This window comes from Pseudoalteromonas byunsanensis (assembly GCF_001854475.1).
GTDB lineage: Bacteria > Pseudomonadota > Gammaproteobacteria > Enterobacterales > Alteromonadaceae > Pseudoalteromonas > Pseudoalteromonas byunsanensis.
Genome location: NZ_MNAN01000034.1, coordinates 226,531 through 243,074, shown reverse-complemented (window position 1 = coordinate 243,074; position 16,544 = coordinate 226,531). Strand labels below are relative to the sequence as shown.

Here is a 16,544-nt window from a genome sequence, read left to right as displayed (position 1 = left end):
CAGCTACGTTATCTGCGTGGGATATTCGCTAAAATTGCTTTCATTTGCTGCCAATACAAGCCAACGGTATCAATCTTAACTTTCTCGTCAGGGGAGTGTGGGAATTTGATAGTAGGCCCAAATGAAATCATATCCATGTTCGGGTAAGGTTTTTTAAATAGACCACATTCTAGCCCCGCGTGAATGACCATAATATCTGGCTTTTTATCATAAATATCTTCGTATACATCACGAAAAATATGCAATATTTGAGAATCTGGATCTGGTTTCCAACCAGGATAAGCGCCAGAAAACTCTATGTCTGCGCCAGCCAGCATTGCCAATGCACGTAATGCACCGCTGACCTCTTCCCTGCCTGAGTCAATCAGTGAGCGAATTAAACACAGCACTTCGACTTTGTCTTGCTCTGTTGTGATCACCCCCATGTTGAGTGAGGTTTCAACCACGCCCTTAATATCATCACTCATGCGCATCACACCATTTGGGCATGCATTAAGTAACGCTAATAGTTTTGTTTGTGACTGTGTGTTCATCGGTGAAAGCTCTGTTTCAACGGCATGTAATGTAAAGGTCAAACCTGTTTCAACAGAACACAACTCTTCTTTTACTGTAGTTTCAAACGCATTTAAATATTGCTGAAATAGCTCTAACTGAGAAGTTGGAATAGCGATATGAGCATAAGCTTCGCGAGGAATAGCATTGCGCAACGAGCCACCTTTAATTGACACTAGACGAAAATCAATGCCTTCGACATGGTTTTGTAAAAAGCGAGCAAGTAACTTGTTTGCATTCGCGCGGCCAGTATGGATATCAACGCCAGAATGCCCCCCTTTTAAGCCTTTTAACGTCAATTCAAAGGTACTTAGATTAGGCAGAGCTTCTCGCTCCACTGTGACTTTTAGGCTTGCATCAACACCACCGGCACAGCCCATGTAGATTTCGCCTTCTTGCTCTGAATCGGTGTTAAGTAGGATCTCCCCTTCAAGCCAACCAGCTTCTAGCCCAAATGCGCCAGTCATGCCAGCTTCTTCATCAATGGTGAGTAATACTTCTAACGGACCATGAGGAATATCATCTGCAGCCAATACTGCAAGGCAAGATGCCATACCAATGCCGTTATCAGCGCCAAGTGTGGTTCCAGTGGCCGTTACCCACTCACCATCTATATATGGTCTGATTGGGTCATGGGCAAAGTCATGTTCTGTATCATCATTTTTTTGTGGAACCATATCGATATGAGCTTGTAAGACCACCGCTTTACGATCTTCCATTCCCTTAGTTGCTGGCTTTTTAATGAATACATTGCCAGTTGTGTCTCTGCGTACTGATAGGTTCTGAGAAGTCGCCCAATCAACGATAAACTGTGCGAGTACTTCTTCATGTTTAGATGGGTGCGCGATCGCACAAATTTGATCAAAAAACTGCCAGATGGCTTTAGGCTCTAGTTGGCAAATTTCGCTATGTGGTTTAAACAAAATGCTTTCCCTACTTGAATGAATAATAGAAATTTTATCATTCAAGTAGGATGGCGAAAAGCGGTAGCTTTATCGACAGGCTTTTACAGCTGATGCTATTAACTCTAAGCCGCTTTGATGACACTCGGGTAGGGTAGCATCACTAGTCGTAATTGGGGTAACACGTTCTCCCCACTTTATGTAGCTTGCAGCCCATGTTAATCCGGCTCCGAAAGCGGCTGACATTATATTGCTGTGTGGTTTGATGAGCCCATTCTCAACAGCTTCGCACAAAGCGATTGCGATAGTTGCCGCTGAGGTATTTCCATATTTGTCTATGTTTACCATTACTTTATCATCGCTAATATTTAAGCGTTGCTGAATAGCTTGAATAATACGTAAATTAGCCTGATGGGGAACTAGAACGTCAATATCGGTCAATTTCAAGTTGGCCTGCGACAGCACATCATCACTTGCTTCACTCATACCTTTTACCGCGCGTTTGAATATTTCACGTCCCTCGAATAGCAAATCTGATGGTCCTGTTGGTTGGTATTTGTCCATATCGGTACCATAGTTGCCAATATGTAGAATGTCTCTATCTGTGCTATCGCAGCCAGTTTTTGTGCCTAACAAGCCACAAGGTTCTTCACTGGCCTCAAGAATAACTGCTCCGGCACCATCGCCAAATAACACTGCGCTATCTCTTTTTGCCCAGTTTACATACCAAGTCATTCGCTCAGCGGCGACAACAACGGCGCGCTTGATCATACCGGCTTGGATCTGTGCAGTGGCGTTTTGTAGCGCATATAAAAAGCCAGAACATGCGGCATTAGTATCGCAGGCTGCAGCACCAACAGCACCGATATTTTTTTGCACCAATGAAGCTGTGTTTGCAACCATTGTAGATGGGGTGCATGTGGCTAGTAAAACCAAATCAATATCTTCGCCTTTGAGTCCTGCACATGCTAGAGCATGTTGGCTTGCTACCGTTGCTAGTTCAGCTGTTGTTACATGGCTTACACGGCGTTCTTTTATGCCAGTCCTAGTGCTGATCCACTCATCGTTAGTATCTACAATTTGACTTAAATCTTCGTTAGAAATCGAAGCAGGAGGAATACACTTCCCCCACCCAGTAATTTTTGCGTAAATCATTTGGTTCTCTTTAACTCTAGTCTGACCTTTGGCGTAGCGCGGCATTATATAGCAAAATCATTTGCGATCACCAGTCGATATTGTCTTTAGAGTTTAGTGTAGACTAGACTCATAGATAAGGTAGAGATTGTTTTGCAAGGTATTATGTCTAATAAAATCAAAGCGGAATTGCTACAGCACTTAATCGAATTGGAACGTCAGTTACTAGAGCCTAGTGTTCGACAGTCAGGCGATATGCTAGCACGCTTACTCAGCGATGACTTTTACGAAATATCTGCAAATGGTCTCATATTTAATAAAGCACATGTCATATCACGTTTACCTGATGAAAAAGTGCCCCAGTTTTACAATCAAGCATTTAATGGGCGGATGCTGGGAGAAGGGTTAGCTCAGCTAAGTTATCAAGCAGCTTATCGCCGCAGCGTAAAATGCCAGCTAAATTATTCCATCAGAATGTCTTTGTGGCGGCTAGAGCGGCAAAGCTGGCGTTTAGTGTTTCATCAGGGCACGCCTTGTGGTGAATTCACTTTACATTTGGATGATTGAAGGGATTTTTGTCCTCACTTGATATTTGGAACTAAAACATCAGCTTGACGGCTGTGCTTCAATATACATAACAGCACGCGCGCTTTTACTGCAAGTTCACAGACCGTTAATGATAGCTCGTGGTAATGCGTATTAAATGGCGAGACAAATGAAATTGCACAGTGGGGCATTTGCGCGCAAAGAGTAGTATCAACCTCGCCTTAAGTAATCAATTACTCGCTCTAAATTACGGTATTCATCTATAATTGTAATCTGCAAAGTGATAATTTGCCCATTCTAGGTTTGTTGCCTAAATTTAAATAATAATGTTAATAAAGATGCTTTTATGTCAATGTTTGACTTGAATTATTGGGCGGTGTTATTGGCAGCGCTTTCTTCATTTATGCTCGGTGGAGCTTGGTATTCACCATGGCTGTTTGGTCAATCGTGGATGGAGGGCTGTGGTTTAACAGATGTTGACTTACAACAGAGCGACCCCAAGTTGATTTATGGAGGCGCGTTTCTACTGGCATTGTGTGCCGCATTTTTTATGTCGGTATTGCTGGGAAAAGATCCTCTGTTAACTGATGCTGTCTTACTCGGCGCCTTGGTTGGTGGTGGTTTGGTTACAACCGCGCTTGGCATAAGTTATATTTTTGAGCAGCGGCCTCTGAAGCTATTTTTAATTAATGGTGGATACTATACCTGCCAATTTGTTTTAATGGGAGCTGTGTTAAGTATTACTGGGTAATTGATGGCAAAACCAAATAAGAAGGGCCCTGTTCGTACTGTAGATATATTCTGTGCTAGTTGCTCGCAGCCGTTATTCAAATATAGAAAAGGTGGCAAGGGCGCGTTAGTAAAGTGTTTTGTTGAACGTATCGTCAAAAATCACACCAATGATAATCTTCATTGCCCTAACTGCGAACAGGAGTTTGCCCGAAGTACACTAATCCGTGGCACACCAGCCTTAAAATTTGTCGGTGGTAAAGTTAGGTTCAAGTAAACAAGCGGACAAATATCCTGTCTCTGCATTATCGACCTGATAAGATTGGCGCGTTTGTGCTGTTTCAACGATTGAAAGTCACCCTTCCCATGGAGCGGGCCAGTGATGTTTGGGTGAGATATTAATGGCCAGTGTTACTAGGCATTTATTATGGACAAAAACATGATTGATATATTGTTTGATGTGATCGGTATGAGCGGGACTGGTTTAGTCGTTGGGGCGTTTTTTATGCTACAACTGGGTAAAGCAGCACCGGAGAGTTTGACCTACAATCTTATGAACCTTTCTGGCGCAATCCTATTGTTGATCAGTCTGTGTTACAACTTTAACTTGGCCAGTTTTGTTATAGAGTTGTTTTGGATAGCTGCATCTATTATAGGGTTGGTGAAATATTATAAAGCTAAAGACGCGATAGCCACATAAATTTCAATAAATTACATCTAAAAGCTTGCACGGCAGCCTATCATTTGTATTATTAATATGATGTGAAAGGTCGCTGTGCTGTTGTCAATTCAAACAATCAGGTTGCAGTCAGCGCATGTAGCTAGGCTAAACCATGATAAACCACTCAAGAAATTTACTATCTCTGTTTGCTGCTTGGCTGTTAAGCGTGCCATTTTTGGCATGTAGTTCTGAACAAGACCTATTTACCCTGTCTTTTGAAGAGTTACTCGATGTAAACATCAACTTAGCTACAAAAACCGATGAAACCCGTGCAACCGTTCCTTCCAGTACCACCGTTTTTACTAATCAGCATATTGCTCTGCTTGGAGTTAACAATGTTTATGATCTAATGAATTATGTACCGGGTTTTCAGTCAACAAGAGGTGATTGGGTTGGAGCTGTACCAAAAGAACATACCCGAGGGGTGTTCTTAAATAGTGGCAATGTACTGGTGATGATCAATGGACAACGCCTTAATGAAGCTTCTTTTGGTAAAGCATCGGTTTACATGCCACATATCTCAGTCGATATTGTTGATAAAGTAGAGTTTATCCGTGGGCCAGGCTCCGCTTTGTATGGCAGCAACGCATTTTTAGGCGTGATGAATATTATTACCTTTCAAGAGGGTAGCCAAGCTAGCGTCGGCATTGGTGAATATGGATTTACTCAGGTTGCTGGTAGTTTCAATAAATCACTCTTTGAACAGACTAATGTGTATGGAAATGTATCTTGGCAGGGGCAGGATGGAGAGAAATACGCACAGGGCGTCAGAGACCCACTTGCCAGCTACTTTTTAGAGTTTGGAGTACAATGGCGCGAGCTCAACCTATCTGTTTGGCATAATCAAACGCAGCTTAATGGCTTTGCTAACTTAGCTGGCTGGTCTAATGAAAACAAGCACAAAAGCGAGAACACAGCACTTTCTTTGACTTATCATTGGTTAAGAAATACCGATTGGGATGTCAGCAGTTCTCTTAAACACATTGAGCACAATATCTATTCTGCTGGCCTTATTGCAACGGGTGAAGAGCTTGGGCTGGAACATGACTTTTACGTGGGACCGTCATGGCAATCCAAAGATCTAGCGCTTAACTTAGATGTAGCTTATCGCTTGAATGAGTTCACTTCAGTCAATATCGGGCTGGAATATTCCGAAGAAGAGCAATCAGAAGCAGGGATCAATACCAGTTATTATGACTTTTCTCGTGGAGACGTATTTATTGATGAGGAGTTTTACCAAGACGGTATTATCACTGTAAAACCCCATGCGCCTTTTAATAGTTTATTACAATCATTCGATTCAACAGCTGCATACGCACAACTTAAGCATGTTATCAGTGAAGATTTAACGGTATTTGTAGGTGCTAGATATGATGATGTTAAAGATATAGATAGTAAGTTATCTCCTCGAGTTGCAGCGATATACAAGGTATCACCCAGCAATACTTTAAAACTACAATATGGAGAGTCTTTTCGTACCCCGGTTAGCAATGAATTAAATTCTAATGATGATGTTACTGTCGGTAACCCAAATCTAACTTCAGAATACGTTAAAACCACCGAACTAGTTTGGCACACACAAAAACCAGATTGGGAGTTGGACATTGTGTTGTTTGATAATCAATTGAAAGATTTCATAAATTTAGTGCCGATCCGCGAAACTGCTTTACCGACTGAACAAAGACGCTTTACTTTTTTGAATACATTTAACACTAATATGCAAGGGTATGAATTAAATAGTAAGTTTAATGTATCGGACACCACATGGTTGGAGCTAGGTTATACGCACCTTTTTGATGAACCGTTTAGCCCCAGTTTTAAACGCTTTGCGAGCTTATCTTTCACGCATAACATGGAACCTTTACAGCTCAGCATTAACACTATTTGGCGAGATAGCGTTTTTGTATCCAGTCCAGAGCCTGATGTTATAGATAATTTTGATCAGGGGGCTTACAACCTGGTTGGCGCCGTGCTTTCTTGGCGTTTAGGTAATAACCGTTCTATTTCGCTAAAGGCCCAAAACCTGTTTGATAAAAACTACTTTGTTTTTGAACCTCGTATGTTTGATGGCAAAATTCAAGGTGCAGGGCGACGAATTCAGCTCCAATATCTGCAAAAATTTTAACTTTCATTCAAATCCCGAAAAATCAAAATATTAGCTGGCAAAGCTCAATTGGAATAAGCGTTTTTCTTTTGGGTATGTAAATCTAAATGAAAATAGTTATTGAATGCATATTTGTTATTCGCTAACATGCGCCCGCTTATAATAACCTTATAAAAATTGGGATTACTGTGAAAAACATTAAAAATATTGCACTCTCATTAGTATGTGTGGGCGTATTAGCCGCGTGTGGTAGTGATGATAAAAATACAACAACGGCTGTTGATAACACTCAGGGCAACGAGCAAGTTGAGGTTGTACATCCCGCGGCAACATTTGAAAGCGTTGTAAAAACAAATGCAGATCAAGCCTTCGCTGTTTATTCAGATGCATTAATAAGCGCAAAAGCTTTACAGACAGCTACAGATAGATTTGTAGCAGACCCAAGTGAAGCAAACTTTGTGGCTGCAAAACAAGCGTGGCTTAATGCTCGAGAATCTTACGGTCAAAGTGAAGTGTTTCGCTTTCGAGAAGGTCCTATAGACGCACTGACAAAAGATGAACAGGGCAATTGGACATTAGTTGATGGTCAAGGTCCTGAAGGCGCTATTAATGCTTGGCCTCTTGCTGAAGCTTTAATTGACTATACGCAAGATATGGATGGTCATGAGATGCGTGATACAAGCGCATCGGTATATCAACCAGGTGGCAACATCATTGCAGACAGTGAAACCTTTTCGCAGATCACTAAAGAATTAATTCGTGAAAAATTTGAACTTGATGGTGAAGAAGCCAATGTTACATCGGGCTATCATGCCATTGAGTTTTTACTTTGGGGTCAAGATTTAAATGAAGACCTGACTTACACTGCACTGCGTGACTATACGGCTGGACATCGTCCAGTAACAGATTATTACACCACACAAAATATTCCGGCAGATGAAGCAAACGGTCGCACTTGTACTTCTGGTGAGCAAGGTGCGAGAGATGAAATTTGTCAGCGTCGTGGTGACTACCTCAAAGCCGCTGCGGCATTGCTTGTAGAAGACTTACAAGGTGTTGTTGATGCTTGGAACCCTGAATCTGGTTTTTACTACGCACAGTATACACAAGCAGATAATGCAGCGGTGAATCTAGGCGCAATGCTCGAAAGTATGGGGCGTTTGAGTTTTGGTGAGTTGGCGGGTGAAAGAATGAGCATCGCTGTACGTACCGATAGTCAAGAAGATGAACATTCATGCTTTTCTGATAACACGCACAGAGACATTTGGTTAAATGCGAAGGGTATTCGTAATACTTACTTAGGTGTTTACACACGAACAAATGGCTTGGAGTTGAGCGGTGCAAGTATTCATAACCTACTTATCACCAAAGGCCATACTGAGCTAGCTGAGCAGTTAAATGCGGCTTTAGATAAGACCATGGCAAAAGCATCAGTTATTGACCAGACGGCTAAATCGGGTAAGTCATTTGATGTACAAATTCAGCAAGCACAACACAAAGAAGAGATTTATGCGGCAATCTCAGCATTGGCAGAGCAAACTGACCTTATCCAAAAGGCCATAGATGCTCTTGGTGTGTCAGCGGAAGATCTCAAACAAGACACAGACGAAAACTTATAACCAGTCTATAAGGTTAGCGGCTGGCACAATGCCAGCCATTTCAGTTTCAGGTGGAATGAAATATTCGGCTTGATGCAGGGGCACTGAAGTGAAACATACATTTAATCAAATCATTTTAATTACCGTACTATCAGCATTGACTGCTTGTGGTGGGGGATCGAAAAGTACCACCAGCAATACTACTGGTAACACAAACACCGATAAAAACACCGATAAGGGTGAGCAAACTTCGACAACTAACCATGCATTTAAGGTTCAAGTTGATGATGGGCTGATGCCGTTACTCATTGATAAAGTGGACGAGAGCGAGCACCTGTCTGCAGGAGAGGCGACTACTCACATAATTGACCGAAACGCATTTAGTCAAGCGGCACAAAAAATTATTGATACACCTCAATTAGATGCGGTGTTTAAAGCTGGAGACTTTACGTTTAGAAGCAACCATGACGGACAGGGTCCATTGTTTAACAATACCAGTTGTCAGGGATGTCATATAAAAGATGGTCGAGGGCAAGTACCGGCAAGCAGTAATGAAGCAATGACGAGTATGTTCCTACGTGTGGGTGATAGTTTAGGCAATGCAGAACCAACGTATGGTGACCAATTACAAGTATTTGGCACCATAGAAGGACAAGCAGGAGGCGTATTAGCTAAGTACCGTGGCGCACTGGATGAAGGCCAGGCATATGGTGAAGCTTATACTTGGGTTGAGTATGAAACTATCACTGGCCAGTTTTCAGATGGCGAAAGTTATAGTTTACGAAAGCCAATATATAAAATAAAAGACTTAGCTTATGGGGCATTCATAGATGACGTGCAATTCTCAGCGCGTGTTACACCTCATGTTTATGGTTCAGGTTTACTAGAGAGTATTCCAGAGCAGTCAATACTCGCTTATGCAGATCCCGCTGACAGCGATAAAGATGGTGTGTCAGGTCGAGCAGCGTATACCACTCATCCCATTACGGGTGAGCGTCAACTCGCACGCTTTGGGCAAAAAGCCGTCACAGGTTCCGTATTGCAGCAGATAGCTGGAGCATATCGAGGGGATATGGGGGTGACGAATTCAATTAATCCTGATGAACCTTGTACATCATTGCAAATAGCATGTTCCGAGCAAGCAAAGCGTGAGAACGATAAGCATCATGATGGTGTTGACCTCAATAATATAGATCTTGCTCAAGTTGAATTTTATAACCGCACGCTTGCTGTACCCGTGCGACGAGGTTATGACGCGAGTACTGATGTTTGGCAGGCTGAAGTGTTGGCTGGTCGAGCACAGTTTTTTGCGGCAAATTGTCACAGTTGCCATATTCCTCGTCATAAAACCGGCTCAGCTCCAGGTAGCGCGCTAGGAGATGTTGATCTTGTATCTATAAAGGATTCGCGTACCAATATCACAGCATTGGAACAGCAAATCATATATCCCTATACGGACCTATTGCTACACGATATGGGGGGCGCATGCATAGTGACACGAGAATCAGTGGATGCACAATCATGTGATGAGAGTGAACAACAGTGTGTCTATGTTCAGCGCTGCGACGGATTGGCGGATGGACGTCCTGAGGGAGAAGCCTCGGGGTCGGAATGGAAAACGCCAGCGCTTTGGGGGTTAGGTTTAGTACAAACTGTCAATCCGAAAGCAACCTTCCTTCATGATGGTAGAGCAAGGACCATTGAAGAAGCGATTTTATGGCATGGTGGTGAGGGGCGAGCTGCGCAACAAGCATACATAAATATGGATAAATCACAGCGCTCCGCATTGCTGGCATTTTTAGGTTCATTGTGATGTTAAGTGTTAGCTGTATGCTTTCGGTAGCATTACTAAGCGGAGTCTCCGCGCAAGCGCAGGCACGCACAGTGCCTGCTTTTTCTGAGCAAGAGCTTTACCCCGGTGGTCAAGCAACAGCAAGACGTGTGGCACAAAGAACATTTATACATCCAGCTGGTAATGTACCAACAATACAACAGCTTGATTTTTGGGATGGTTTTTCGTTTTTTCGTGACCCTTGGGTTGCTTCGCCTGCAATCACCAAGGACCGAGATGGGTTGGGGCCATTGTTTAATGCTCGCTCTTGTAAAACCTGTCATAACGATGGGGGACGTGGTCGTCGTGCAAAAGATGGAGAGCTGGCACCACCTGCTTTGTTGTTCCGATTATTAAAGACAAACACATGGGGAGTTGATGCTCACTATGGAGGGCAGCTGCAACCCAACGCAGTGCGCTTATCTCACCACACACTGTCAAAGCCTGTGCTTGGCGAGGGGAATGTTCGTGTTCACTATGAAACGATTCAGGGCTATTACCCAGATGGTACTGCATACTCGTTAATCAAGCCCAGTTATAAAATTGAGCAGTTGAGTTATGGCAGCTTCGAAGCCGATACGGTTATTTCTGCGCGTTACACACCTGCTGTATATGGTATGGGGCTACTTGACGCAATTTCAGAGCAGGACTTATTTGCCCAACAAGACATAGCAGACGAAGATCAAGATGGGATCAGCGCTAAGTATAATTTGGTTACGAATATCAAAACAGGGCAGCCTAGCATAGGGCGCTTTGGCTTTAAGGGACTACACGCTACTTTAGAGCAACAAATTGCAGGCGCTTTTGTTAATGACATTGGTATTACAAACCCCCTATTTTCACAAGAGACATGCACTAATGTTCAACATGCGTGTAAGTTGGCAGCCTCAATAGACCCTAAGGGTACCCTTGATATTCCCAAAAAGCTCCATGATTTAACGACTTACATGGGGCAAATACTGGCGGTACCAAAGGCAAGAGACTTGAGTAGTGATAAAGCATTACAAGGGCGAGCGCTATTTTATCAATTACAGTGTCACGTATGTCATACCCCAAGCTATATCACCACAAAAGACTACCCTGTTGCGGCCCTTCAAGCGCAAAAGATATATCCCTATACAGATTTAGCGTTGCACGATATGGGAGAAGGGCTAGCGGATCAGGGAAGAGAAAACTTGGCTTTGGGCTCGGAGTGGAGAACCCCGCCCTTATGGGGAATAGGTCTACAGCAGCGAGTGCAGGGCTACCAAGCATTTTTACATGATGGTCGTGCTCGAACGATAGAAGAAGCCATTCTTTGGCATGGCGGTGAAGCCGACAAAACAAAGCATCGATTCATGGGTTTAAGTACAAATGAACGAAATGCGCTGATTTATTTCTTAAAGCAAATTTAAGTAGCGAGAGAACAATGACAATTAATAAAAATAAACCATTACTATTAGCCACTTTAATGGCATTGGCGACCTGTACGCTTAGCGCTTGTGGTGGCGGTGAATCTACAACTAAGACTAACACTAACACTAAGCAAGATCAGAAAGAGACCGAAGTTAACACAACTCCCGAAAAAATGACGACAGAACAGGGATATGAAAAGCTAACGATAAATTTAGTTGAAGGTGTGATAGTGCCTTTATATGACCAACTTTATGCGTCGAATGTCACTTTGAGCAGCGAAACTGAGGCCTTTTGTAGCAAAACATCACGTACGCAAAACGATATAGAAAGATTACAAGCCACATGGAAAAAGACCAGCTATGCGTGGCAGCAAGCCCGAACACTAAAGCTAGGCCCAATTGCTGATACGTTCCATTACTCACGGATTCAGTTCTGGCCGTTATCTTCTCAAAAGCTGGCGAGTGACGTTGAAACTTTACTTAACGAAAATCATGACTTTTCGCAGGGGTTATCTGATCTGAAGCATCAACTACAAGGGCTACCAGCCTATGAATATGTGCTTTTTAATTCAGACGTTACGCTACTTGGTGCACAAGATATTGTAAAGCGATGCGAATATTTGCAAGCGATAACGGCAAATATTGAGGGCTTGTTGAGCCAAGATATTGCAAGCTGGAAAGGGGAATATGGAGCCGCGTTCAAATCAGGGAGTGGTTCGTTTAGCAGTAAAGAGGCGGCACTGGAAAAGCTTTTAACCATTTGGTTCGAGTATCTTGAAATAATAAAAGACAACAAAGTCAATGAACCTATGTCTATGCAAGCGCCAGGAAAAGCGGAATTGCTTGAAAACGCGTATAGCCAAACATCATTGATAAATATTAAAGCGAATGTTGAAGCACTAGAGCTACTTTACACTGGGGGCGATGGTTTTGGCTTTGATGACTACCTTAAGCAAGTTAATCAGCGAGAAGACTTAGATACACAGATACGTCTGCACTTCAAAGCTATTTACGAGGCACTTCAAGCAACTAAATTTAAACCTGCAGAGCAACTGCTTGTTAATGATCAAGGGCGAGCACAATTAAATGCGATTGGTAGCGCAATTACAAACCTAAGAAGCGTGATGGACAGTGACTTTGTACAGGTAACAGGATTGAACCCAGGGTTTAACACCAATGATGGAGATTAAGGGTGTTAAATAACAGCGAACCACATTTTATGTCCCGTCGGAAATTTTGTAAAAAGCTATTGGCAGCTGGCGTTGGTTTATGTGTTTTGCCCTTGTTTACGGGGTGTACGGCATTACAAGGCAAACGATTTGCAAGTGCTTTTTCTGATAATCAAGGGCAGCATTTTGTCGCTTGGTTTGATGAATCTGGTAATATTTTGGGTCAGGTGCGTATTGCCGATAGAGCACATGACTTATGTCATGTCGCTCATAGCAATACGCTACTTGCATTCTCAAGACGTCCTGGACGAGCTATGTACGTGATTGATATGCAATCTAGTGAGATACAAAGCACAGTTGAAAGTGCCGCAAACCAGCACTTTTTTGGACATGGAGCTTTGAGCAATGATGGTCAGTGGTTATATACCACAGAAAATTACTTCGATGACGACTATAAAGCCCATGAGGGTCTGATCGTTGTGAGAAATACCCATAATTTTGCTGTGGAAAGTCAGCTTCCAAGTGGCGGGATTGGACCTCACCAACTGGCTTCACTAATGCATGAAGATACTTTAGTGGTTGCTAATGGTGGGATCCACACTCATCCGGCAAGTCCCAGAACCAAACTTAACCTTGATTCGATGCAGCCAAATTTAAGCTACATTGATATTGCTTCTGGTAAGATCTTGGAGCAGGTTCAACCTACAGATCACCTACTGAGTACACGACACCTTTGTCTAGCCTCGGATGATACTGTATACGTCGGCTGTCAGTACCAAGGACCAAAACATTTGGCTAAGCCGCTGATCTTTTCACACCAACGTGGCGAACAGTTGAGCTCTTTGCAAGCCAACGATAAGCAATGGATGGCCTTTCAGCAATACACAGCCAGCTTGGCAATCAATGAAACTGGAACAACCTTGGCAGTAACGTCCCCTCGTGGTGGCGTGATCAGTTACTGGAACCTAAAAAGTGGGAAACTAAGCAGCATTGAGACTCAAAACGATTGTGCTGGGATTGCTCCATTGGGAGATGAATTTATCGCAAGTACAGGTAGAGGTGATTTAGTTTCGCATAAATCCCATATAGAGCATTTGTTACACTGGGATAACCATATGATTAAACTTTAAAAATAATAATAGGTTCGGCGCTTTCGTTGAGTCTCCCACTAACCGAGGCGCCTTTTCATTAATATGCTAAGAAAGTTACAGTCTTTTCGTCTCACAATATTTACGGTAAATCGCATATCTGACAAATGGTGAGTAGGAAAAATACACCATTTTGAGCTGTCATCTCAACTTCCTCTAAATAATCTTGCCCTTAATTTATATTCTTTTGGTTAACTGAGACCGCTTTAAGAAAAACTAAAAGTTCCATGTATCTAATTTGTTAATATTTGTAATCACATCTTTACGTTTTTACCCAAAAAAAGGGCGTGAAACATATAGTTAATTTACAACAGACTGTTTTTTAAATTTATATTTTTTATTTCTGCGTTGTTTATTTTTTGTTAAATTTATTGCTTTTTTTTTATCCACTCGTCTACGCTGGATTCAGTGGTGAAACAACACCACTTGCAAAAATTGAATAAAAGTCAGAATTCTGACGGATACAACATAAATAACAATTTGGAGCGTAAACGTGAAATTATCACATATCACTTTAGCCACACTTTCAGCATTAGCTTTAGCGCAAGCTGGCTCAGCGGCAGCTGCGAGTAAGCAGTTTCTAAACCAAAATAATAACGTCTTGAATGTCGTTAACTCTCAGGCTGCGGGCGTATTGTCATCACAGCCTGGAAAAATGATAGGCTTGGATGTTGGCAGCGAGTTGGTGCTGCTTAAAGAGTTCAAACAACCTAATGGCGGTGTAACACGTCGCTACCAACAAATGTATAAAGGTATTCCTGTTGTTGGTGATACAGTGATTTTATCATTTGATAAAAATGAGCAATTAAAATTTGCTCACGGTGCAGCGGTTTATAATATTGCAGCAGATGTACAATCTGTTACTCCAATGCTTGATAAAGCAATGGCAATGGCAAGCGCTGAACAATCGCACGGCATGGCAGCTATGAGCGCGCAGGGTAAGAAGCTAGAAAAACACAACGAGTCATCAAAGCTTGTTGTATGGGTTGACTCTAAGAGCCAAAAGGCGCATCTAGCGTACGAAATCGAGTATGTAGTTTATGGTGATAGCCCATCTCGTCCATATCAAATCGTCGATGCGAATACGGGTGAAGTTTTACTTAGCTACGAAAACCTTCAACATGCTGATGCAACAGGTCCTGGTGGCAATACTAAAACAGGCAAATACATGTATGGCACGGACTATGGTTACTTAGATGTAGCTCAATCTGGCAGTACATGTACAATGAATAACGCTAACGTTAAAACCATCAATCTTAATCACGGCTCTTCAGGCTCAACGGCTTATAACTTTACCTGCCCAGAGAATACACACAAAGAGATAAATGGCGCGTTCTCTCCTTTAAATGATGCACATTACTTCGGTAACGTTGTATTTAACATGTACAACGATTGGCTAAATACTGCTCCACTTTCATTCCAACTTAAGATGCGTGTTCACTACGGCAATAGCTACGAGAACGCATTCTGGGATGGCAGCGCAATGACCTTTGGCGATGGTAAAGACAGATTCTATCCTTTGGTTAGCCTAGATGTATCTGCTCACGAAGTAAGTCATGGTTTCACTGAGCAAAACTCAGGTCTTGTTTACAGTGGCAAGTCGGGTGGTCTTAACGAAGCATTCTCTGATATGTCTGGTGAAGCAGCCGAATTTTACATGAAAGGCACAAATGATTGGTTGGTGGGCCAGGAGATTTTCAAAGCTAATGGTGCGCTGCGTTACATGAATAATCCAACCCAAGACGGCCGTTCAATAGACCATCAATCTGATTACAGTTCAGGTATGGATGTTCACCACAGTTCAGGTGTATTCAATAAGGCGTTCTATAATCTCGCAACTACAACAGGTTGGGACACTAAAAAAGCTTTCTTAGTTATGGCAAGAGCAAACCAACAGTATTGGACTGCGAGCACTAACTGGGATCTAGCTGGTAATGGTGCAATCGACGCGGCATGTGACCTTGGTTTTAATACCGATGATGTAAAAGCGGCACTCGCTGCTGTGGGTGTAAACTCAGACGCGAGTTCAGGCGGTGAGTGTGGTGGTCCAATTACCGATGAAGAAATTTTCAACGGCGTTGCGCGCACTGGCATTTCAGGCGCATCGAAAGATCAACAGTTCTTTGTAATGAATGTGCCAGCGGGTGCTTCGAACCTTCAGTTCGCAACATCAGGTGGTACGGGTGACGCTGACTTATATGTGAAGTTTGGCTCACGTCCTTCGCTTAATACTTACGACTGTAAGAGCACTAGTTCAACTTCTACAGAAAGCTGTGCTATCGGTACAGCTCAAGCAGGTGCTTACTTTGTAATGGTTGAAGCATGGAATCAAATTTCAGGCGTAACCTTAACAGGAAGCTACGGCGATGGTGAAGGTCCAACACCAATTGACCGTACAGAGTCAAACATCTCTGTTGCTCGTAGTGACTGGGCTCGTTATACACAAGAGTTAACCGCTGGTTATTCATCTTTAGAGGTGACAATTTCGGGTGGTACAGGCGATGCTGACTTGTATGTGAACTTTGGTTCTGAGTCAACAACGTCAACGTATCAATGCCGTCCATACAAAAATGGTAATAGCGAAACCTGTACTATCACCAATCCACAAGCTGGTACATGGCATATCGACTTACGTGGCTACAATGCAGCAAGTGGTGTGACGCTGAATATTAAAGCAAATTAGTCTACAAAGTGACTCCAGGGGGCTTCGGCTCCC

The 16,544-nt window shown here is 42.8% G+C and carries 13 protein-coding genes; 11 read left to right on the top strand and 2 right to left on the bottom strand.

The annotated features are described in order from the left end of the window. Positions 1 to 8: 8 nt before the first annotated feature. Positions 9 to 1,475 carry an aminoacyl-histidine dipeptidase gene (locus BIW53_RS15445; protein ID WP_070992933.1) on the bottom strand — a complete coding sequence of 489 codons (1,467 nt, stop codon included), beginning with the start codon at positions 1,473 to 1,475 and terminating at the stop codon, positions 9 to 11. A gap of 69 nt (positions 1,476 to 1,544) precedes the next feature. Further along, positions 1,545 to 2,609 carry a ketoacyl-ACP synthase III gene (locus tag BIW53_RS15440; RefSeq protein ID WP_070992932.1) on the bottom strand — a complete coding sequence of 355 codons (1,065 nt, stop codon included), beginning with the start codon at positions 2,607 to 2,609 and terminating at the stop codon, positions 1,545 to 1,547. Between the two features lie 144 nt (positions 2,610 to 2,753). Between BIW53_RS15440 and BIW53_RS15435 the strand changes: the two genes are divergently transcribed. The 11 genes from BIW53_RS15435 to BIW53_RS15385 all read left to right on the top strand — a co-directional run bounded on the left by BIW53_RS15435 (position 2,754) and on the right by BIW53_RS15385 (position 16,511). After that, on the top strand, positions 2,754 to 3,155 hold the full coding sequence (locus BIW53_RS15435) for a nuclear transport factor 2 family protein (protein WP_070992931.1): 402 nt from the start codon (positions 2,754 to 2,756) through the stop codon (positions 3,153 to 3,155). 325 nt (positions 3,156 to 3,480) lie between these two features. Then, positions 3,481 to 3,885: a DUF1761 domain-containing protein gene (locus BIW53_RS15430; protein WP_070992930.1), complete on the top strand. Its 405-nt coding sequence runs from the start codon at positions 3,481 to 3,483 to the stop codon at positions 3,883 to 3,885. 3 nt (positions 3,886 to 3,888) lie between these two features. Further along, positions 3,889 to 4,140, top strand: coding sequence for a hypothetical protein (locus BIW53_RS21110; protein ID WP_070992929.1), 252 nt, complete (start codon positions 3,889 to 3,891; stop codon positions 4,138 to 4,140). Between the two features lie 162 nt (positions 4,141 to 4,302). Then, entirely contained in the window at positions 4,303 to 4,563 is a 261-nt protein-coding gene (locus BIW53_RS15420; RefSeq protein WP_070993073.1) for a CBU_0592 family membrane protein, read from the top strand. 133 nt (positions 4,564 to 4,696) lie between these two features. Further along, positions 4,697 to 6,709 (top strand): TonB-dependent receptor plug domain-containing protein, encoded by a 2,013-nt coding sequence (locus tag BIW53_RS15415; protein WP_070992928.1) that lies wholly within the window; start codon positions 4,697 to 4,699, stop codon positions 6,707 to 6,709. Positions 6,710 to 6,876: 167 nt separating this feature from the next. Continuing rightward, entirely contained in the window at positions 6,877 to 8,307 is a 1,431-nt protein-coding gene (locus tag BIW53_RS15410) for an imelysin family protein (RefSeq protein ID WP_070992927.1), read from the top strand. 88 nt (positions 8,308 to 8,395) lie between these two features. Next, the gene (locus tag BIW53_RS15405) at positions 8,396 to 10,099 is read left to right on the top strand and encodes a di-heme oxidoreductase family protein (protein WP_245699442.1); all 1,704 of its coding nucleotides are present in this window, start codon (positions 8,396 to 8,398) and stop codon (positions 10,097 to 10,099) included. A 17-nt stretch (positions 10,100 to 10,116) separates the two neighbouring features. Continuing rightward, positions 10,117 to 11,511, top strand: coding sequence for a di-heme oxidoreductase family protein (locus BIW53_RS15400; RefSeq protein ID WP_070993071.1), 1,395 nt, complete (start codon positions 10,117 to 10,119; stop codon positions 11,509 to 11,511). A gap of 14 nt (positions 11,512 to 11,525) precedes the next feature. Next, positions 11,526 to 12,701: an imelysin family protein gene (locus tag BIW53_RS15395; RefSeq protein ID WP_070992926.1), complete on the top strand. Its 1,176-nt coding sequence runs from the start codon at positions 11,526 to 11,528 to the stop codon at positions 12,699 to 12,701. A 29-nt stretch (positions 12,702 to 12,730) separates the two neighbouring features. Then, a complete protein-coding gene (locus tag BIW53_RS15390) occupies positions 12,731 to 13,810 on the top strand; it encodes a DUF1513 domain-containing protein (protein ID WP_139158864.1) in 1,080 nt (359 codons plus the stop codon). A 511-nt stretch (positions 13,811 to 14,321) separates the two neighbouring features. After that, positions 14,322 to 16,511 (top strand): M4 family metallopeptidase, encoded by a 2,190-nt coding sequence (locus BIW53_RS15385; protein ID WP_070992924.1) that lies wholly within the window; start codon positions 14,322 to 14,324, stop codon positions 16,509 to 16,511. Positions 16,512 to 16,544 lie beyond the last annotated feature (33 nt).

Excerpts from the sequence above, each read along its gene's own strand:
- BIW53_RS15390 (WP_139158864.1), top strand. The coding sequence starts at position 12,731 with ATGTCCCGTCGGAAATTTTGTAAAAAGCTATTGGCAGCTGGCGTTGGT.
- BIW53_RS15395 (WP_070992926.1), top strand. The coding sequence starts at position 11,526 with ATGACAATTAATAAAAATAAACCATTACTATTAGCCACTTTAATGGCA.
- BIW53_RS15430 (WP_070992930.1), top strand. The coding sequence starts at position 3,481 with ATGTCAATGTTTGACTTGAATTATTGGGCGGTGTTATTGGCAGCGCTT.
- BIW53_RS15415 (WP_070992928.1), top strand. The coding sequence starts at position 4,697 with ATGATAAACCACTCAAGAAATTTACTATCTCTGTTTGCTGCTTGGCTG.
- BIW53_RS15400 (WP_070993071.1), top strand. The coding sequence starts at position 10,117 with ATGCTTTCGGTAGCATTACTAAGCGGAGTCTCCGCGCAAGCGCAGGCA.
- BIW53_RS21110 (WP_070992929.1), top strand. The coding sequence starts at position 3,889 with ATGGCAAAACCAAATAAGAAGGGCCCTGTTCGTACTGTAGATATATTC.
- BIW53_RS15420 (WP_070993073.1), top strand. The coding sequence starts at position 4,303 with ATGATTGATATATTGTTTGATGTGATCGGTATGAGCGGGACTGGTTTA.
- BIW53_RS15440 (WP_070992932.1), bottom strand. The coding sequence starts at position 2,609 with ATGATTTACGCAAAAATTACTGGGTGGGGGAAGTGTATTCCTCCTGCT.
- BIW53_RS15435 (WP_070992931.1), top strand. The coding sequence starts at position 2,754 with ATGTCTAATAAAATCAAAGCGGAATTGCTACAGCACTTAATCGAATTG.